The sequence below is a fragment of the Pseudomonas atagonensis genome (assembly GCF_011369485.1).
GTDB lineage: Bacteria > Pseudomonadota > Gammaproteobacteria > Pseudomonadales > Pseudomonadaceae > Aquipseudomonas > Aquipseudomonas atagonensis.
In genome coordinates this window covers 26,477-47,014 of sequence record NZ_VXCA01000001.1, presented here as the reverse complement: position 1 = coordinate 47,014, position 20,538 = coordinate 26,477, and the positions used below count along the sequence as shown (strand labels likewise).

At 60.3% G+C, this 20,538-nt stretch carries 14 protein-coding genes; 8 read left to right on the top strand and 6 right to left on the bottom strand.

Features of this window, described 5'->3' with window-relative positions:
- Positions 1 to 11: 11 nt before the first annotated feature.
- The 3 genes from F2P67_RS00165 to F2P67_RS00155 all read right to left on the bottom strand — a co-directional run bounded on the left by F2P67_RS00165 (position 12) and on the right by F2P67_RS00155 (position 2,949).
- Positions 12 to 1,424 carry a DUF1254 domain-containing protein gene (locus F2P67_RS00165; protein ID WP_166215773.1) on the bottom strand — a complete coding sequence of 471 codons (1,413 nt, stop codon included), beginning with the start codon at positions 1,422 to 1,424 and terminating at the stop codon, positions 12 to 14.
- 10 nt (positions 1,425 to 1,434) lie between these two features.
- Entirely contained in the window at positions 1,435 to 2,226 is a 792-nt protein-coding gene (locus tag F2P67_RS00160) for a hypothetical protein (protein WP_166215771.1), read from the bottom strand.
- 297 nt (positions 2,227 to 2,523) lie between these two features.
- A complete protein-coding gene (locus F2P67_RS00155) occupies positions 2,524 to 2,949 on the bottom strand; it encodes a YciI family protein (protein ID WP_166215769.1) in 426 nt (141 codons plus the stop codon).
- Positions 2,950 to 3,257: 308 nt separating this feature from the next.
- On the opposite strand from F2P67_RS00155, the gene tpx reads away from it, so the two are divergent.
- From tpx to F2P67_RS00120, 7 genes are all read left to right on the top strand, one after another.
- A complete protein-coding gene (tpx, locus tag F2P67_RS00150) occupies positions 3,258 to 3,758 on the top strand; it encodes a thiol peroxidase (RefSeq protein WP_166215767.1) in 501 nt (166 codons plus the stop codon).
- A 188-nt stretch (positions 3,759 to 3,946) separates the two neighbouring features.
- Entirely contained in the window at positions 3,947 to 5,254 is a 1,308-nt protein-coding gene (locus F2P67_RS00145) for an MdtA/MuxA family multidrug efflux RND transporter periplasmic adaptor subunit (protein WP_166215765.1), read from the top strand.
- Positions 5,251 to 8,352 carry an MdtB/MuxB family multidrug efflux RND transporter permease subunit gene (locus F2P67_RS00140; protein WP_166215763.1) on the top strand — a complete coding sequence of 1,034 codons (3,102 nt, stop codon included), beginning with the start codon at positions 5,251 to 5,253 and terminating at the stop codon, positions 8,350 to 8,352. Before F2P67_RS00145 ends, F2P67_RS00140 begins: the two co-directional genes overlap by 4 nt.
- 142 nt (positions 8,353 to 8,494) lie before the next feature.
- Positions 8,495 to 11,602, top strand: coding sequence for an efflux RND transporter permease subunit (locus F2P67_RS00135; protein WP_166215762.1), 3,108 nt, complete (start codon positions 8,495 to 8,497; stop codon positions 11,600 to 11,602).
- Positions 11,599 to 13,068 (top strand): efflux transporter outer membrane subunit, encoded by a 1,470-nt coding sequence (locus F2P67_RS00130; protein ID WP_166215760.1) that lies wholly within the window; start codon positions 11,599 to 11,601, stop codon positions 13,066 to 13,068. The genes F2P67_RS00135 and F2P67_RS00130 overlap by 4 nt, the downstream gene beginning before the upstream one ends.
- 234 nt (positions 13,069 to 13,302) lie before the next feature.
- Entirely contained in the window at positions 13,303 to 15,381 is a 2,079-nt protein-coding gene (locus F2P67_RS00125; RefSeq protein WP_166215758.1) for a putative bifunctional diguanylate cyclase/phosphodiesterase, read from the top strand.
- Positions 15,382 to 15,484: 103 nt separating this feature from the next.
- Positions 15,485 to 16,231 carry an SDR family oxidoreductase gene (locus tag F2P67_RS00120; protein ID WP_166215756.1) on the top strand — a complete coding sequence of 249 codons (747 nt, stop codon included), beginning with the start codon at positions 15,485 to 15,487 and terminating at the stop codon, positions 16,229 to 16,231.
- Positions 16,232 to 16,373: 142 nt separating this feature from the next.
- On the opposite strand, the gene mapR is transcribed toward F2P67_RS00120, so the two are convergent.
- The 3 genes from mapR to F2P67_RS00105 form a co-directional block, all read right to left on the bottom strand.
- The gene (mapR, locus tag F2P67_RS00115) at positions 16,374 to 17,783 is read right to left on the bottom strand and encodes a GntR family transcriptional regulator MpaR (protein WP_008087199.1); all 1,410 of its coding nucleotides are present in this window, start codon (positions 17,781 to 17,783) and stop codon (positions 16,374 to 16,376) included.
- Positions 17,784 to 17,915: 132 nt separating this feature from the next.
- Positions 17,916 to 19,346 carry a cytochrome c oxidase accessory protein CcoG gene (ccoG, locus tag F2P67_RS00110; RefSeq protein WP_166215754.1) on the bottom strand — a complete coding sequence of 477 codons (1,431 nt, stop codon included), beginning with the start codon at positions 19,344 to 19,346 and terminating at the stop codon, positions 17,916 to 17,918.
- 195 nt (positions 19,347 to 19,541) lie between these two features.
- Complete coding sequence (locus F2P67_RS00105; RefSeq protein ID WP_166215752.1) at positions 19,542 to 19,790, bottom strand: DUF3203 family protein; 249 nt, start codon at positions 19,788 to 19,790, stop codon at positions 19,542 to 19,544.
- Between the two features lie 125 nt (positions 19,791 to 19,915).
- Between F2P67_RS00105 and F2P67_RS00100 the strand changes: the two genes are divergently transcribed.
- Positions 19,916 to 20,428, top strand: coding sequence for an MgtC/SapB family protein (locus tag F2P67_RS00100; protein WP_166215750.1), 513 nt, complete (start codon positions 19,916 to 19,918; stop codon positions 20,426 to 20,428).
- Positions 20,429 to 20,538 lie beyond the last annotated feature (110 nt).

The window sequence follows — 20,538 nt, the reverse complement described above, 5'->3', positions numbered from 1 at the left end:
ACTGTCTCCGCTTATTGTTTTGAGTCGACCGGGGTCAACAACGGCATCTTCCACTCGCCGCTGGCAACCTGCGGCTGCGGCAGATACAGACGCAGCACCCCATAGAACGGCCCGTTCGGCGCCGGCAGCCAATTTGCCTGTTTATCCTTGCCGGGATTTTTCTGCTGCACGTAAAGCGTCAGTCCACCGTCGGCATCGAGTTTCAGATCCGCGAGCATTCGCGAGTTGATCAGGTAACGATTGAGCGGGTTGGCGACCAGCAATTTGTTCTTCGCGTCGTACATTGTCAGCGACCAGAACGCATCGGCCGGGGGCAGGGCGCCCTTGTCGAAATGCAGGGTGTAATCGTGTTTCGAGGCGTCGACTGGCTGGCCATCCTTGTCGACGAAATAGCCGATGTAATTCGCCTCTTCGGCGGAGTTGCCGAAAATCCCCATGTTGGCGCCGGCATAGCGGTATAGGTAATTGCCCTTGAGGTGATCGCGGGTGCCGAAAAAATCGCCGCTGGTAACCTGGTGGGTATCGACCTTGTCCTTCTTGAAAGCGGCGAACTCGGCCCTGGCGTCGCTGATACCGTCCTCCAGCGCCTGGCGCTGTTCGGCGCTGAGGGACTTCAGATCGAACGGCTCGCCGGCGCCAATGCCGATTTTCGCGAACCGCGCGAGCAGGTCTTTCTCGACGTCCTGCGGCGGGGTGAAGGCGAGCATGAAATTCAGGTAGCGGAACAGGTCCGGGGTTTCGCTCATGGTCGGCGTCGGTTTCGGCCAGCTGACCTTTGGCGCCGGCGCCGGGGCTTTCTCTTTGACGTAGTGACTCAGGGTTTCGACCTTGTAGCCTTTCTGGATCTGCTTGACCTTGGCCAGATCCTTTTCATCGAAAAGCTGCGTGCGGTACAGGGCGTAGGCGATGTTGCTTTCACTGCGCAGCAGCCGGTCAATGTTGAGCGGTTGCTGGCCCTCCCATTCGGGGCCGGCAATCATGAAATGGCCGCCGTTGTTGCCGGTGCTGCGCGTGCCCAGATAGGCGAAGTTCTGCGTGTAAGCGTCGATCAATTGCACCGAGTAATAACGATGCTCCTCAATGGGCGGCAGGGTGAGGATCAACGGTTCGGCGCGCAAATCCATCCAGACGAAGGAGTAGGGCGTGTCGGCGTTTGGCGTGACGAACGCGGTGTCCTTCGCAGTGAAAGCCTTGGCGGTATTGCCGATCTGGTTGAACGGCGCCTTGTAGTTCGGGCTTTTGCTGTCGACGGCCTGGGTGTAGAGGGTTTTGTACATCTCTACCACGGGGAAACCGTACAGATAGGCTTCCTTGGCGATGGCGCGGGCCTCGTCGGGAGTGGCGCTGAAACCCTGTGCGCCGACGCCGCAACTGACGAACATGGTCATCAGGCTGTAACCGGCGGCTTTAATGGCGGTCCTCATGGCGGATTCCCTATTTGCCAAATGTCACGTTGATCCCGGTGTAGAGGGTGAACTGCGGCAGGCCATCACCCTTGCGGTCGGCCGTCCACTGCGGCTCGATGAAGGCGTTGAGGATATTGCCGCCGGACTTCCAGGCTTTGCCCACGCCCAGGCCTATCGGGATGAAATGGGTGTCATTTTTCAGGTCGAAGGTCCAGGTGCCGGTGGAGCGCAGGTACCAGCCTTTTTCCAGGTTATGGATGATGAACGGCTGCAGCGTTGCGCTTTCGACGTGAGGGCGGTCGTTGTCGCCGGCGAACGAGCTTTGGTATTGCACCAGGGCGCCAAGCAGCCCGCGGGGCGACGAGTCGATGGCCACTGCGGCCAGTCCGCCTTGCCACTTGCCGGTGCCGAGTTCGTCCTGTTCAGCGGTGGGGGCGGTGATCAGCGGGCCGATCCCGAGCTGCACGCCATCGGTTTTCAGAATGAAAATATCGAACAGATTGAGATCGCCGATGCCGGTGCTGTAGCCGTTGTGCGGGTCGGGACGGGTGCTGATCGGCAAAGTGGCGCGAACCAGCTGCGGCACGCCGATAAAGTCATTGGGCGCAATCGGCAAGGTGCCGCGCAGCAGGACGTCATTGGTGTGGGCGTTGGAGTCGTAGAGCCTGGGGGTGTAGTAATCCTGCAGGTTGGCGCCCGGTGCGACGCTCAGCGGGTTGTTGCTTTTATTGGAGTCCTCGGCATTATCCGCCTGCGCGCAGCATGCGGCGGCAAGCGAACTCGCCAGACACAGAGTCTTCCCCAATCGATTGAACTTCATCCCCGATTCCCTAGTGTCTTATGGACAACGCAGCACTTCTTGGCCGCTACGGTGTAATCCCTTTCTTATCAAGCCTGTAGGACACGTCTGATTGAAGCTAGCAGCTAATCGGGGGTTAGCCAGTCGAATGGATTAATTCTTTGGTTTTGTGTGCAGGATCACGGAAAAAATGTGTATTAAAGAGTTAGCACGCAACTTGTGGGGTTTCTTGTCGAAATTATCGCTGACAACTTCAACCCTTTTGGGAGCGAGCAAGCCCGCTCCCACAGGTTGATCGCATTGCATTTGCAAGTCGGGTCAGGGCTTCTTTGCCTGATCGCGGATGCGCTCTTCCTGCTCGCGCAACTCCGGGGTGAACTGTTCACCGAAATCCTCGGCGGAGAAGATCTGGCGGATTTCGATGTCCGAATCGGTGCCCGGCATCGGGTTCGGGCAGCGTTTGACCCATTCGATGGCTTCTTCTTTCGATTTCACGTCCCAGATCCAGTAACCGGCGACCAGCTCCTTGGTTTCGATGAACGGCCCGTCGATCACCGTGCGGTTGGCGCCCGAGAACCGCACGCGCGCGCCTTTGCTGCTGGGATGCAGGCCATCGGCGGCAACGAGGATGCCGGCCTTGGCCAGTTCTTCGTTGAAATTGCCCATGGCGGTCAGCAACTCTTCGCTGGGCATGACGCCGGCTTCGGAATCGGCACTGGCTTTGACAAGGATCATGAATCGCATGGCAGTTACTCCGTGGAAGGTGGGGATTCACTGATTAGTCGAACGACCGCAGCGTGAATCGACAGGCGTACTAAATAAAAGATGCGGATCTGCGTTTTAACAAGCATCGACGCCTTTCGGAATGTGTCCGCCATGCCCGGCCTGCAACGGCTGAAGTGACTTTTCTGTTGCTGTAATCAAGCGGTTGTATACAATTTTTCGCGCAGTCGCCCAACAATTTCAGCGAGGGCATAGGTCGTCGGACAATTTCGTGGTTAACTTCGGCCTCTTGCATGCTTTCCAATCAAAACATCAGAAGGACTCAAGTCATGGCTCAAGTCACCCTTAAAGGCAATCCGGTTCAAGTCAACGGCCAGTTGCCACAAGCCGGTTCCAAGGCGCCAGCCTTTTCTCTGGTTGCCGGCAATCTGTCCGACGTTACCCTCAAAGACTTTGCCGGCAAGCGCAAAGTGCTGAACATCTTCCCAAGCGTCGACACCCCGACCTGCGCTACTTCTGTACGCAAGTTCAACGCTCAGGCCAGCGACGTCGCCAACACCGTGGTGCTGTGCATCTCCGCTGACCTGCCATTCGCTCAGGCCCGTTTCTGCGGCGCCGAAGGTCTGGAAAACGTGCAGAACCTGTCGACCCTGCGCGGTGCCGAGTTCATCGAAAACTACGGCGTGGCCATCGCTGACGGCCCGCTGAAAGGCCTGACTGCCCGTGCCGTCGTGGTTCTGGACGAAAACGACAACGTCCTGCACAGCGAACTGGTCAAGGAAATCGCTGAAGAACCAAACTACGACGCAGCACTGGCCGTATTGAAATAAGTGTTCTGAAACAAGCGCTTTACAATTGTTAACGGCCTGGCCCTGTCCAGGCCGTTTTCATTTGTGTATCAGTGTTTTGCCTCACACCTTGAAACGTAAGTTGAAGGTAAATTGCCGGTAAAGCTGCTTTGCTTTACCCCCACCAGTGCTTATCGTTCAGCCTCCTGTAAAAGAAGCCCACGCGCCCAATGGTTAATCACTCCATGCAATCGTCCCCACGCAACTCCCGTCGCTGGCTGATCAGCCTGCTTGTCTTGTTGGTTATCGCCGTACTGTGCTGGAAATTCTGGCCGGCCGGTTCAGCCCACAAGGAGGGTGGCGACAAGGCTGCGGCCGGGCATACCGGGCGTTCGGGGATGATGCGACCGGGCTTCGGCGGTGGCAGCGGGCCGATTCCGGTGCGCGTGGCACCGGCGGTGACGGGTGATTTCCCTCTCTATTACAAGGCACTGGGCACGGTGACGGCGCTGAACACCATCAACGTGCGCAGCCGGGTCGGCGGCGAACTGGTGAAGATCAACTTCGAAGAAGGCCAGATGGTCAAGGCCGGCGACTTGCTGGCGGAGATCGATCCGCGTCCTTACCAGAACGCCTTGCTCCAGGCCGAAGGCACCTTGCTGCAGAATCAGGCGCAACTGAAAAACGCCCAGGTCGATGTCGAGCGTTATCGCGGCCTGTTCAAAGAGGACAGCATCGCCAAACAGACGCTGGACACCGCCGAAGCCCTGGTCGGCCAGTACCTCGGCACGGTCAAGACCAATCAGGCGGCGGTCAACGACGCCAAGCTCAATCTTGAATTCACCAAAATCCGCGCGCCGATTGCCGGTCGTGTCGGCCTGCGTCAGGTCGATGTCGGCAACCTCGTGGCCGCCAACGACACCACGTTCCTCGCGGTGATCACCCAGACTCAACCCATCAGCGTCGCGTTCACGCTGCCGGAAAACAGCCTTGAAACCGTGCTCGCCCGCTACCGCAGTGGTGCGAAACTGCCGGCCGAAGCGTGGGATCGCGGTGACACCAAACTGCAAGCCACCGGCGTGCTGCAAAGCCTCGACAACCAGATCGACGTCGCCACCGGTACGCTGAAATTCAAGGCCCGTTACGAAAACCGTGATCAGTCGTTGTTCCCCAATCAGTTCGTTAACGTGCACCTGCTGGCCGACACCCTCAAGGGTGTGGTGTTGGCGCCGTCGGCAGCGATTCAGTTCGGCACCAACGGCACCTTCGTCTATGCGCTGGACGGTGACAAGAAAGTCACCATTCGCCAACTGAAGATCGGCGCCAGCGACGGAGAGAACACTGTGGTCACGGAAGGCCTCGCGGCCGGTGATCGTGTGGTGCTGGAAGGCACCGATCGCCTCAAGGAAGGCAGCGAAGTGGAAGTGGTCAACGACAGCAATCAAGTACCGACCACCCCGACCGAGCACCTGCAAGGCAAATCCGCCGCCAACGCGCCGGACGCCGCTGTGACTGACAAGGCCAAGAAGGGCGCATGAACATTTCGCGGCTGTTCATCCTCCGTCCGGTAGCCACCACCCTGAGTATGCTGGCCATTGTTCTGGCCGGCCTGATTGCTTATCGCTTGTTGCCAGTGTCGGCATTACCGCAGGTCGATTACCCGACCATCCGTGTCATGACGTTGTATCCGGGCGCGAGTCCGGATGTGATGACCAGCGCCGTCACCGCGCCGCTTGAACGCCAGTTCGGCCAGATGCCGGGCCTCACCCAAATGGCTTCGACCAGTTCCGGCGGCGCCTCGGTGCTGACCCTGCGTTTCAGCCTCGACATCAACATGGACGTCGCCGAGCAGCAGGTACAGGCCGCGATCAACGCCGCGACCAATCTGCTGCCGACCGATCTGCCGGCACCACCGGTGTACAACAAGGTCAACCCGGCGGACACCCCGGTGCTGACTCTGGCCATCACTTCGAAAACCATGCTGCTGCCCAAGCTCAATGACCTGGTCGACACGCGCATGGCGCAGAAAATCGCCCAGATCAGCGGCGTCGGTATGGTCAGCATCGCCGGCGGCCAGCGTCAGGCGGTGCGGATCAAGGTCAATCCGGAGGCGCTGGCCGCCAACAGCCTGAACCTGTCGGACGTGCGCACGTTGATCGGCGCCTCCAACGTCAATCAGCCGAAAGGTAACTTTGACGGCCCGACCCGGGTCTCGATGCTCGATGCCAACGATCAGCTGACGTCGCCCAAGGACTACTCCAACCTGATCCTCGCCTACAAGAACGGCGCGCCGTTGCGGCTTAAGGATGTCGCGGAAATCGTCGATGGCGCCGAGAACGAGCGTCTGGCCGCGTGGGCCAACCAGAATCAGGCGGTGCTGCTGAACATTCAGCGTCAACCCGGCGCCAACGTGATCGAGGTAGTCGACCGCATCAAGGCACTTCTGCCGAGCATCACCGACAACCTGCCGGCCGGCCTTGATGTCACCGTACTCACCGACCGTACCCAGACCATTCGCGCCTCGGTCACTGACGTACAGCACGAACTGCTGATCGCCATTGCACTGGTGGTAATGGTGACGTTCCTGTTCCTGCGGCGCGCCAGTGCGACGATCATTCCTTCGGTGGCCGTGCCGCTGTCGCTGATCGGCACCTTCGGCGTGATGTACCTCGCCGGTTTCTCGGTCAACAACCTGACCTTGATGGCCCTGACCATCGCCACCGGTTTTGTCGTAGATGACGCCATCGTGATGCTGGAAAACATCGCGCGGTTTATCGAGGAGGGTGACAGCCCGATGCAGGCCGCGCTCAAGGGCGCGAAGCAGATCGGTTTCACCCTGATTTCCCTGACCCTGTCGCTGATTGCGGTGTTGATCCCGTTGCTGTTCATGGCCGACGTTGTCGGGCGGTTGTTCCGTGAATTCGCTATCACCTTGGCCGTGGCGATCCTGATTTCCCTCGTGGTTTCACTGACGCTGACGCCGATGATGTGCGCGCGCCTGCTCAAGCGTGAGCCGGAAGAACACGAGCAGGGCCGTTTCTACCGGGCCAGCGGCGCCTGCATTGACTGGATGATCGCCGCGTACGGGCGCAAGTTGCAGTGGGTACTCAAGCATCAACCACTGACGCTGCTGGTGGCTATCGGCACGTTGGCGCTGACCGTATTCCTGTATATGGTCGTGCCCAAAGGCTTCTTCCCGGTGCAGGACACCGGGGTGATTCAGGGCATTTCCGAGGCGCCACAGTCGATTTCCTTCGCCGCCATGGGCGAGCGGCAACAGGCATTGGCCAAAATCATTCTTGAAGATCCGGCGGTGCAAAGCCTGTCGTCCTACATCGGTGTCGATGGCGATAACGCCACGCTCAACAGTGGTCGCTTGCTGATCAACCTCAAGCCCCATGGCGAGCGTGACCTCAGCGCCAGCGAAGTGATTACTCGGCTGCAACCGCAACTGGACAAACTGGTCGGCATTCGCCTGTTCATGCAACCGGTGCAGGACCTGACCATCGAAGACCGGGTCAGCCGCACGCAGTATCAGTTCAGCATGTCCTCGCCGGACTCCGAATTGCTCAGTCAGTGGAGCGGCCGGCTGGTCGAAGCACTGGCGCAACGGCCAGAGCTGACCGACGTTGCCAGTGACTTGCAGGACAAAGGCTTGCAGGTCTATCTGGTCATCGACCGCGATGCCGCTTCGCGCCTCGGCGTTTCGGTGGCCAACATCACCGACGCGCTGTACGACGCCTTCGGCCAGCGGCAGATTTCGACCATTTACACGCAGGCCAGCCAGTACCGCGTAGTCCTGCAGGCGCAGGCCGGGGAGAAAATCGGCCCGCAGGCGCTGGATCAGATTCACGTGAAAACCACGGACGGCGCGCAAGTGCGCCTGTCGAGTCTGGCCCACGTCGAGGAGCGTCAGGCACAACTGGCGATTACCCACATCGGCCAGTTCCCGGCGGTGATGATGTCGTTCAACCTCGCCCCCGGTGTCGCGCTGGGTCATGCAGTCGACATCATCGAGCAAGTGCAGAAAGACATTGGCATGCCGGTTGGCGTGCAGACGCAATTCCAGGGCGCGGCGGAAGCGTTCCAGGCTTCGCTGTCGAGCACCCTGCTGCTGATTCTGGCGGCGGTGGTGACCATGTACATCGTGCTCGGCGTGCTCTACGAGAGTTACATCCACCCGATCACCATTCTTTCGACCCTGCCGTCGGCGGCGGTCGGTGCCTTGTTGGCGCTGCTGCTCAGCGGCAATGACCTGGGCATGATCGCGATCATCGGCATCATTCTGCTGATCGGCATCGTCAAGAAGAACGCGATCATGATGATCGACTTCGCCCTGGACGCTGAACGTAACCAGGGCATGGCGCCCGAGGAGGCGATTTATCAGGCGGCGCTGCTGCGCTTTCGGCCGATTCTGATGACCACACTGGCGGCGTTGTTTGGCGCGGTGCCACTGATGCTGGCGACCGGTTCCGGTGCTGAATTGCGCCAGCCGCTGGGTCTGGTGATGGTCGGTGGATTGCTGGTGAGCCAGGTGTTGACGCTGTTCACCACGCCAGTGATCTACCTGTATTTCGACCGTCTCGGCCGTCGTTTCGGTAAAACCAATACCGATTCCGAAGAGGTGTCGGCATGACTGCCCGGATCCACAAACCCTGTGGGAGCGAGCTTGCTCGCGAAGGCGTTGTATCAGTCACTATCAATGTTGAATGTCGAATTGCATTCGCGAGCAAGCCCGCTCCCACATTGGAGCAGTGTGATGCTGAGGACTGCGTTCGATGAATCTGTCCGGTCCTTTCATCAAGCGCCCGGTCGCGACCATGCTCCTAAGTCTGGCGATCATGTTGCTGGGCGGTGTGAGCTTTGGTCTGCTGCCGGTGGCGCCGTTGCCGCAGATGGATTTCCCGGTGATCGTCGTGCAGGCAAGCCTGCCCGGTGCCAGCCCGGAGGTCATGGCGTCCACCGTGGCGACACCGCTGGAGCGTTCGTTCGGCGCGATTGCCGGCATCAACACCATGAGCAGCCGTTCCAGCCAGGGCTCGACGCGGGTCATTCTGCAGTTTGACCTCAACCGCGACATCAATGGCGCGGCGCGGGAAGTGCAGGCAGCGATCAACGCGTCGCGCAATCTGTTGCCGAGCGGGATGCGCAGCATGCCGACCTACAAGAAGGTCAACCCTTCTCAGGCACCGATCATGGTGTTGTCGCTGACCTCGGACGTGCTGGAAAAAGGTCAGCTCTATGATCTGGCCTCGACCATTCTGTCGCAGAGCCTCTCCCAGGTTCAGGGTGTCGGCGAAGTGCAGATCGGCGGCAGCTCCCTGCCGGCGGTGCGCATCGAGCTTGAACCGCAGGCATTGAACCAGTACGGCGTGGCCCTCGACGATGTGCGCAAAACCATTGCCGACGCCAACGTGCGCCGGCCCAAGGGTTCGGTCGAAGACGGTCAGCGCTTGTGGCAGATTCAGGCCAACGACCAACTGGAGAAAGCCAAGGATTACGAATCGCTGATCATCCATTACGCCGACGGTGCCGCGCTGCGGCTCAAGGACGTGGCCAAGGTCAGCGATGGCGTCGAAGACCGTTACAACAGCGGTTTCTTCAACGATGACGCGGCGGTGCTGCTGGTGATCAACCGCCAGGCCGGGGCCAACATCATCGAGACGGTCAACGAGATCAAGGCACAATTGCCGGCGCTGCAAGCGGTGTTGCCGGCCAGCGTCAAACTGAATCTGGCGATGGATCGTTCGCCCGTGATCAAGGCGACCTTGCACGAAGCCGAGATGACCCTGCTGATCGCCGTGGCGCTGGTGATTCTGGTGGTGTTCCTGTTCCTCGGTAACTTCCGCGCTTCGCTGATTCCGACGTTGGCGGTGCCGGTGTCGCTGGTCGGCACGTTCGCGGTCATGTACCTCTACGGCTTTTCGTTGAACAACCTTTCGCTGATGGCGCTGATTCTCGCCACGGGCCTGGTGGTGGACGACGCCATCGTCGTGCTGGAAAACATTTCCCGGCACATCGACGACGGCGTCAAGCCGATGCAGGCCGCGTACCTGGGGGCCAAGGAAGTCGGCTTCACCCTGTTGTCGATGAACGTCTCGCTGGTCGCGGTGTTTCTCTCGATTCTGTTCATGGGCGGGATTGTCGAGAGCCTGTTCCGCGAGTTCTCCATCACCCTGGCTGCGGCCATCGTGGTTTCGCTGGTGGTGTCCCTGACATTGACCCCGATGCTCTGCGCGCGCTGGTTGAAGCCACACCCCCCGGGGCAGGAAAACCGTTTGCAACGCTGGAGCCGCAAGACCAACGACTGGATGGTCGGCAAATACGCCACCAGCCTCGACTGGGTGCTGCGTCATCGGCGCCTGACCTTGCTCAGCCTGCTCATCACCGTGGGCGTCAACGTTGCGCTGTATGTGGTGGTGCCGAAAACCTTCATGCCGCAGCAGGACACCGGGCAACTGATCGGTTTCGTGCGAGGTGACGACGGTCTGTCGTTCAGCGTGATGCAGCCGAAGATGGAAATCTTCCGCCGCGCCGTGCTCAAGGACGAAGCGGTGAAAAGCGTTGCCGGGTTCATCGGCGGCACCAACGGCACCAACAACGCGTTCATGCTGGTGCGCCTGAAGCCGATCAAAGAGCGCCAGGTCTCGGCGCAGAAAGTCATCGAACGCCTGCGCAAGGAAATGCCCAAGGTGCCGGGCGCGCAATTGATGCTGATGGCCGATCAGGATCTGCAGTTTGGCGGTGGTCGTGAACAGACCACCTCGCAATACAGCTACATCCTGCAGAGCGGTGATCTGGGTGAATTACGCAAGTGGTACCCAAAGGTCGTTGCAGCCTTGCGGGCACTGCCGGAACTGACCGCGATCGATGCCCGTGAAGGCGCGGGCGCGCAGCAGGTGACGCTGATTGTCGACCGCGATCAGGCCAAACGCCTGGGCGTCGACATGGACATGGTCACGTCGGTGCTGAACAACGCTTATAGCCAACGGCAGATTTCGACGATTTACGACAGCCTCAACCAGTATCAGGTGGTCATGGAGGTCAATCCGAAATACGCCCAGGACCCGGTGACGCTCAAGCAAGTGCAGGTGATCACTGCTGACGGCGCACGGATTCCGCTGTCGACGTTCGCTCATTATGAAAACAGTCTGGAAGACGACCGTGTCAGCCACGAAGGCCAGTTCGCTTCCGAAGACATCTCCTTCGACATGGCCGAAGGCGTGACGGTGGAGCAGGGCAGTGCCGCCATCGAACGGGCTATCGCCAAGCTTGGCTTGCCGGAAGATGTGATCGCGAAAATGGCCGGCACCGCCGACGCCTTTGCCGCGACCCAGAAGAGCCAGCCGTTCATGATTCTCGGCGCGTTGCTCGCGGTGTATCTGGTGCTGGGTGTGCTGTATGAAAGCTACATCCATCCACTGACAATTCTCTCGACCTTGCCCTCGGCCGGGGTCGGCGCCTTGTTGTCGATCTATGCGCTGGGCGGCGAGTTCAGCCTGATTTCGTTGCTCGGTCTGTTCCTGTTGATCGGCGTGGTGAAAAAGAACGCGATCCTGATGATCGACCTTGCGCTGCAACTGGAGCGACATCAGGGCATGTCGCCGCTGGAGTCGATCCGCAGCGCTTGCCTGCAACGTCTGCGACCGATTCTGATGACCACGCTGGCAGCGATTCTCGGTGCCTTGCCGCTGCTGCTCAGCCGTGCCGAAGGTGCGGAAATGCGCCAGCCGCTGGGCCTGACCATCATCGGTGGGCTGATTTTCAGCCAGGTGCTGACCCTTTACACCACGCCAGTGGTTTACCTCTATCTCGACAAGCTGCGCCATCGTTTCAACAAATGGCGTGGCGTGCGTACTGACGCCGCTCTGGAAACTCCGCTATGACTGACCGTTCGCTTATCAATCTGGCCACCGTGCGCGGCTCGCGTCTGTTGAGCCTGTCGCTGTGCGTGGCGATGCTCAGTGCCTGTGCTGTCGGCCCGGACTACCAGCGCCCGCAGACCGCTGAAATTGCCCAGTACAAGGAAGCCGAAGGCTGGCGTCAGGCCAGCCCCAGCGATTCGCTGGCCCGTGGCGCCTGGTGGGAGTTGTACGGCGATCAGCAGCTCAACGGGCTGATCGAAAAACTCAACGGCTCCAACCAGACCGTCGCGCAATCGGAAGCCCAGTTTCGTCAGGCGCAAGCCCTGGTGCGCAGTGCACGCGGGGCGTTTTACCCGAGTGTCGACCTGAGCCTTGGCAAGACCCGCTCCAGTCAGGGCACCGGCAGCAGCAGTTCGAGCCTGAGCAGTTCCTCCAGCGGGATTCGCGACACCTACAACGCGCAGTTGGGTGTCAGTTGGGAAGCGGATGTCTGGGGAAAATTGCGTCGTGGTCTCGAGGCTAATGAAGCCAGCGCCCAGGCGAGTTTTGCCGATCTGGCGGCGATGCGCCTGAGTCAGCAGTCGGAACTGGTACAGAACTACCTGCAACTACGAGTGATCGATCAGCAGAAACGTTTGCTCGAGTCGACGGTGGCGGCGTACGAGCGCTCGCTGAAAATGACGCAGAACCAGTACAACGCCGGGGTTTCCGGGCGTGACGCGGTGGCCCAGGCGCAGACTCAACTGAAAACCACCCAGGGCGATCTGGTCGATCTGATCTGGCAGCGGGCGCAATTTGAAAACGCCATCGCCGTGCTGACGGGGCAAGCGCCCGCCGAGTTCAGCATCGCCGAAACCCGGACCATTCCCAAATTGCCGCAGATTCCACTGAGCCTGCCGTCGCAATTGCTGGAGCGCCGTCCCGACATTGCTTCGGCCGAACGTTCGGTGATCGCGGCCAACGCCAACATTGGCGTGGCGAAAGCGGCGTACTACCCCGATCTGAGCTTGAGCCTGAGCGGCGGTTACAGCAGCAGTACCTCGAAAGACCTGATCAGTTTGCCGAACCGTTTCTGGTCGGTAGGGCCGAAACTCGATTTGCCGCTGTTCGACGGCGGGATCCGCTCGGCGGAAGTCGATCGCACTGAAGCGGTGTACGACCAGACAGTGGCCAAGTACCGTCAGACCGTGCTCGATGGTTTCCGCGAGGTGGAAAACTACCTGGTGCAGTTGAAGGTGTACGAGGACGAAGCGGCGGTGCGACAGGAAGCGCTGGACGCCGCCCGTGACTCCCTGCGCCTGACCGAAAACCAGTACAAGGCCGGCCTGATTGCCTACATCGACGTGGTTGTGGTGCAAGCCACTGCACTGAGTAATGAACGCAGTGTGCTGGGCGTCTTGCAGAGCCGCTTGATTGCCAGCGTGCAGTTGATCGCCGCGCTGGGGGGTGGTTGGGATGGCGAGCTGGATGTAAGCGACAACCGCTGATCCAGGCAACAAATTTGCCACTCCAGCGGGAGAAAGCGCCCTCGCCACAGGATCAAGTGTTTCAGCATGTGAGGGCCGGGCCAGAGCCTTGTCGGGCAATCGAACAAGCGTTTCATCGGGTTGATGGCAAAATGGTTACTTTGTCAGTGCGTTCTTCTGTGCAATCAGTACAATCGCCGCATTTGCCCGACCGAGAATGGACGCAGTCCGGTGCGGGTGGCCACGAGAATTCCCATGCTCATCGGTAGTTATTCCTTCACGCTGGTTTTCATTTCGTTGTGTGTGGCGATCCTCGCGTCATACACCGCGCTCGACCTCACCGGGCGGATCGCCACGGCCAAGGGCCGCGCCGTGCACTTCTGGACGGCGGGGGGCGCGCTGGCGATGGGCGTTGGCGTCTGGTCGATGCACTTCATCGGCATGCTCGCCTTCAAATTGCCGATCGACCTGGGTTACGACATTGTCATCACCGCACTGTCGCTGCTGATTGCAGTGCTGTCCTGCGGCTTTGCCTTGTGGCTGGTGAGCCAGCCGAAGCTACCGGTTCTGCAACTGGCGTTCGGCGCGCTGATCATGGGCGCCGGCATCAGCGCCATGCATTACACCGGCATGGCCGCCATGCGCATGACCCCGGGAATCGACTACGACCCGACGCTGTTCGGCGCGTCCTTGCTGATCGCCGTCGGTGCGTCCGCGGCTGCGTTGTGGATTGCCTTCCGCCTGCGCCAGCATTCGCCTTACGTGCGACTGATTCGCGGTGGTGCTGCGGTGATCATGGGCATCGCGATTGTCGGCATGCATTACACCGGCATGGCCGCTGCGCAGTTTCCTGACGGCAGTTTCTGCGGCGCGACGCTCAATGGCTTGAAGGGCAACGGTCTCGACAGTCTGGTGCTGATCACCACGCTGGCGGTGTTGTCGATTGCCTTGCTGACTTCGATTCTCGACGCCCGCCTCGAAGCGCGCACCGCAGACCTGGCGCACTCGCTGACGGTGGCCAACCGCGAACTGACGCAACTGGCCCTGCACGACACCCTGACCGGTTTGCCCAACCGCATGCTGCTCGACGACCGGATCAATCAGGCCATGAAAAAGGTTCATGAGCAGGGCGGTTGTTTCGCGCTGATGTTCATCGATCTGGACGGCTTCAAACCGGTCAACGATGCGTTCGGTCATCACATGGGCGATCAGTTGCTGCGCGAAGTCGGGGTCCGTCTGCGCGAGGACCTGCGCAGCCTGGACACGTTGGCGCGGATCGGCGGTGATGAGTTTGTCTTGCTGGTGCGTCTGACCGAACCCAACGATGCGTTGGGCCTGGCGGCGCGTCAGGTCGGCCTGATCGCGCAATCGTTCCGCGTTGCTGAACATGATTTGCAGATCTCCGCCAGCGTCGGCATCGCCCTGTACCCGGGCAACGGCCAGACCGCTCAGGAACTGCTGATGAACGCTGACGCGGCGATGTATCACGCCAAGGGCGGCGGCAAAAACGGTTACAGTTTTTTCGACGCGTCCATGAACAACAACGCCCGCAAGCAACTGCAGTTGTTGCAAGACCTGCGCGCGGCGCTGGAGCACAGTCAGTTCAGCCTGCACTATCAGCCCAAGTTCGATGCCGCGAACGGCCGTCCGGTTGGTGCCGAAGCGTTGCTGCGCTGGCAACACCCGGTTCACGGCATGTTGATGCCGGACAAGTTCATCGATCTGGCGGAGAAAACCGGCGTGATCATTGCCATCGGCGACTGGGTGCTCAACGAGGCGTGCCGGCAGATGCGCGAGTGGTACGTGCTCGGTTACACCGACTGGCGCATTGCCGTGAACCTCTCGGCGTTGCAGTTCTGCCACTCAGGGCTGGTGCAAAGCGTGGCCAAGGCGCTGGCCACGCATCACTTGCCGGCCAACAGCCTGACCCTGGAAATCACCGAGACCACCGCCATGAGCGACGCCGATGCGAGCATGACGGTGTTGCAGGAGTTGTCGGACATGGGCGTGGACCTGTCGATCGATGACTTCGGCACCGGTTATTCGAGCCTGATGTACCTCAAACGTCTGCCGGCCAATGAGCTGAAGATCGATCGCGGTTTCGTCCGGGATCTGGAACACGACAGTGACGACGCCGCGATTGTTTCGGCAATTGTCGCGCTGGGTCAGGCGCTGGGCTTGCGCATTGTCGCCGAAGGTGTCGAGACCGGTGTGCAGCAGGACTTCCTGACGCAGCTGGGCTGTGATTCGCTGCAGGGTTATCTGCTGGGGCATCCGATGCCGGCGGATAAATTCATGCAGAGCATCGTGAACTCGGAGCAGTTGCCAGCCTGAGATCGATGTGGCGAGGGGCAGTGATCAGAGCCCATGCAAATCCCGTCAATGGCGGTTATTCTTCCCCCCGACTGTTACGTGTGCATCGTGGGGGAAGGCCAGCATGGATAAAGTCATTGTCATCACCGGTGGCGGGCGCGGGATTGGCGCGGCGACGGCGCTGTTGGCTGCTGCACAGGGCTATCGGATCTGCATCAACTACCAGTCAGACGAACAGGCCGCGCACAGCGTGCTGGAGCAAGTCCGCGCGTTGGGGGCACAAGCCATTGCCGTACGCGCCGACGTCAGCATCGAAGATGAAGTGGTCGCGCTGTTTCAGCGGGTCGACACCGAGCTGGGTCGCGTCACCGCACTGGTGAACAACGCCGGCACTGTCGGACACAAGTCGCGGGTCGATGAAATGTCCGAATTCCGCATTCTCAAGATCATGAAAACCAACGTATTGGCGCCGATCCTCTGTGCCAAGCACGCGATCCTGCGCATGTCGCCCAAACACGGCGGGCAGGGTGGCAGCATTGTTAACGTGTCGTCGGTGGCTGCCCGTCTCGGTTCGCCAAACGAATACGTCGATTACGCCGCATCCAAAGGCGCGCTCGACACCTTCACCATCGGCTTGTCCAAGGAAGTGGCGGGCGAGGGGATTCGGGTGAACGCGGTGCGACCTGGCTATATCTACACCGATTTCCACGCCTTGAGCGGCGATCCGGATCGGGTCAGCAAGCTGGAATCGGCGATTCCGATGGCCCGGGGCGGCCGGCCGGATGAGGTGGCGGAAGCGATTGTCTGGTTGCTTTCGGACAAGGCCTCGTATGCCACGGGGACTTTCGTCGATCTGGGTGGTGGGCGCTGATCTGCGGTATTTTTGTTACCTGACAGAGCCTCTTCGCGAGCAAGCCCGCTCCCACAGTTGACCGCATTCCATTTGAAGAAACTCGGTTTACTGTGGGAGCGGGCTTGCTCGCGAAGGCGTCAATATCGACACCGGTCATTTATCAGAACGACCGCACAATCCGCCCCAACGTCTCCATGGCTTTCTCCGAATCCTCAGTCCAGGGACTGCCGTAATTCAGCCGAATACAATTCCTGAACCGCTGCGTCGGTGAAAAGATCGGCCCCGGCGCGATGCTGATGCCTTGCGCCAGCGCCATCTGAAACAACTTCAACGAATCCATCTGCGGTGGCAGCTCCAGCCACAAAAAGTAGCCCCCCGCCGGTTGGCTGACCCGCGTTTGCGCAGGGAAATAACGGGCGATGGCCGCCAGCATGGCGCTTTGCTGTTCTTCCAGCGCGTAACGCAATTTGCGCAGATGACGGTCGTAACCGCCGTGTTGCAGATAGTCGGCAATCGCCGCTTGCGCCGGCATCGAAGCGCACAACGAGGTCATCAGTTTCAGCCGTTCGATCTTCTGCGCGTAACGCCCGGCGGCGACCCAGCCGATGCGATAGCCGGGGGCCAGGCTTTTGGCGAACGAGCCGCAATGCATCACCAGCCCTTCGGTGTCGAACGCCTTGGCCGGTTTCGGTGCCTGTTGGCCGTAATAGAGTTCGGCGTAGACGTCGTCTTCGATCAGCGGCACCTGATGGCGGCGCAGCAGCTCGACCAGTTCCTGCTTCTTGGCCTCGGGCATGGTCGCGCCCATCGGGTTCTGGAAACTGGTCATGCACCAGCAGGCTTTGATCGGGTGGCGCTCCAGCGTCTGCGCGAGGACGCCGAGGTCAATGCCGTCGCGCGGGTGCACGGGGATTTCCACGGCTTTGAGCTTGAGGCGTTCCAGCACTTGCAGGCTGGCATAGAACGCCGGAGCCTCGATGGCCACCAGATCGCCGGGTTCGGTCACCGCTTGCAGGCACAGGTTCAGCGCTTCGAGGGCGCCGTTGGTGATCAGCAGCTCCTCCATCGGCAGCATCAGTCCGCCGACCATGTAACGCAGGGCGATCTGCCGACGCAGTTGCGGGTTGCCCGGCGACATGTCGGTGACGACCATGCGCGGATCCATTTCCCGGGCGGCGCTGGCCAGCGAGCGGGACAGGCGTTGCAACGGGAACAGGGTCGGGCTGGGAAACGCCGAGCCGAACGGCACGGTGCTCGGGTCCTTGATCGACTCAAGCACCGAGAACACCAGTTCGCTGACGTCGACTTCGGTGGAGTCGTTGACGTGGCTGCTGATCACCGGCTCCGAAAACGGGCTCGGCGCGTGGGTGTTGACGAAGTAGCCGGAGCGCGGCCGCGCACGGATCAGGCCACGGCGTTCGAGCAGATAATAGGCCTGGAACACCGTCGACGGGCTCACGCCGTAAGTCTGACTGGCGTAGCGCACCGACGGCACGCGCTGGCCGGGGCCGAGGACGCCGGAGCGGATCAGTTCAGCGATGTCGTCGGCGAATTTTTCGTAGCGTTTCATCTTGGGTCCGGATTGATTTAGTTCTGGAAGACCACGTCGCCTTCGTTCGCGAGCAAGCTCGCTCCCACATTTGACCGAATTTCTCTGTGGGAGCGAGCTTGCTCGCGAATGGCCGCGTCGCAGTCTAAGGGATCAACGATTCATCGGCGCCACAAACCTGCTTTTCGCCACGCTGTAAATCTCTGGCTCATCGCTGTCGGCAATCTTGAAGCTCAGCGTTTGCGAGCTGCTGCTCGGGCGTTCCGTGGTCATCGCCACCGACACCGGCACATCGACGATTTCGCCCGGCGCCAGGCTCAGTGCGGTCTTGCCTTGCAGCTGGAAGCCGTCGCCGTCCACCAGGCTCAGGTTGTAGTCCTGGCGCTGCTGGGTCTTGTTGATCACCTTGAGCGTGTAGATGTTTTCGATCTGGCCCTGACCGTTTTCGCGGAACAGCCCGCGATCCTTGGTGACATCCAGCGACACCATCGGCCGCTCGACCAGCGCCAGGGCCAGTGCGCCGATCATCACCAGCAGCACCGCGACATAACCGATCAGCCGTGGCCGCAGCAAATGAGTCTTGCCGCCCTGCAATTCGCGTTCGGAACTGTAGCGGATCAAACCGCGCGGGTAGTTCATTTTGTCCATGATCGAATCGCAGGCGTCGATGCACGCCGCGCAGCCGATGCATTCCATCTGCAAGCCATCGCGGATGTCGATGCCGGTCGGGCAGACCTGCACGCACAACTGACAATCGATGCAATCGCCGAGGCCGGCTTCGGCCGGTTTCATGTCGCGTTTGCGCGGGCCACGGTTTTCGCCACGGGCCACGTCGTAGGCAATTGCCAGCGTGTCCTTGTCGAACATCACACTCTGGAATCGCGCATACGGGCACATGTGCATGCACACGGCTTCACGCAGCCAGCCGGCGTTTATGTAAGTGGCAGCGGTGAAGAACAACACCCAGAACAGGCTGACGCCGCCGATCTGCAGGGTCAGCAGTTCTTCAGCGAGCGGGCGGATCGGTGTGAAGTAGCCGACAAAGGTCAGGCCGGTCATCACGCTGATGGCCAGCCACAGCGTGTGCTTGGCCGCACGCCGGGCCAGTTTGTTCAAGCTCCACGGCGCTACTTGCAGTTTGATCCGCTGGTTGCGTTCGCCCTCGGTGATTTTCTCGCACCACATGAAAATCCACGTCCACGAACTTTGCGGGCAGGTGTAACCGCACCAGACACGCCCGGCGAACACGGTGATGGCGAACAGGCCGAACGCAGCAATGATCAACAACGCCGAGAGCAGGATGAAATCCTGTGGCCAGAAGGTCGCGCCAAAGATGTGGAATTTGCTTTCGGAAAGATCCCAGAGCACCGCCTGACGTCCGCCCCAGTTCAGCCACACGGTGCCGAAAAACAGCACAAACAAAAACCCCGCGCCGCTCAGGCGCAGGGTGCGGAACAGGCCGGTGAAGCTGCGGGTGAAAATCTGGTTGTCGCTGGTGGCGTGTTTCGCCTTCATTGGGCGCGCCGGTACTTTTTTTATCTGGGGAGATGCTTCTACGGTTCGGACGGGGATTTGTTCGCTCATGGTCGTTCGCTCATCAGCCTCCATCAGGCCGAGGCACTATGAGCGCCGATCTGTTTGCATAACAGACTCAGCTATTTCAATAAAAAGCGTATCAGATGAGCTTTTACGCCAGAGCTGCGACAACTTGAAGCAGCCCGGACGGCGGGGCGCAAACGCCTATAGCAGGCGTTTGCGGCGGGCATTGACCGAGGTCAGTCAAATCACCGAATCACTCTCGTCGGCCTTCAAGTGCTTGCGGCCGTCCTTTGCCCCGGCAACGGTCAGTGCGTCAGCCTCGGCTTCGGTGATGTAGACGCGGCGGCCCTCGATCTCCACAAAGGACATGGCTTTGTCGCTATCGGTTTTGACTTCGAGGGTGTCGCAGATACGAATTTCTTCGCCATGTTCGACGGTGAAAAAACAGACTTTTTGCTCGGGATTGGATTCGTCGACTCGCAGAGGCATGGTGGCTGTCCTTTTTTCCAGGGGTGTCTGAAGGGTTAGGGCACAGGCGCTGCCGATCGTTCTACGCAACCGATTAATGGTCGGCGCTGTCCATCGTTCAACGAGCCAATAACAAGGAAAACCCGATGAACGCCTGGTGGCATGAAGTGCTGGAAACGCTGCAAGCGGAATTCGCCGACATAGGCGATGCGTCGCAACTGACGCGGATCACCGTGCGCTTGCTGATGGCGGCGGTGCTGGGCGGGATTCTCGGCTTCGAGCGCGAGCACAAGGGCAAAGCTGCCGGCGTGCGCACGCACATGCTGGTGGCGCTGGGCGCGGCGCTGTTTGTGCTGGTGCCGCAGACGTCTGGCGCAGAGTCCGACGCGATGAGCCGGGTGCTGCAGGGGGTGATTGCCGGGATCGGTTTTCTCGGCGCCGGGACCATTCTGAAAAATCGCGAAGGCGATGAAGGCCACGTCAAAGGCCTGACCACGGCGGCGGGATTGTGGATGACGGCGGCCATCGGTGTGGCGGCGGGACTGGGCAAGGAAGCGACGGCGTTGCTCAGCACTTTTCTGGCACTGGCCATCTTCAGCGTGATGCCGCACATCGTCCGGTTGTTCGAGAAAGACGAGCAAGACAACGATCACCTGTAACTGATCGTTCCCATGATTGATCGTTCCCATGCTCTGCGTGGGAATGCCTCAATGGACGCTCCGCGTCCGCTTTGGGACGCAGAGCGTCCCGGGCTGCGTTCCCACGCAGA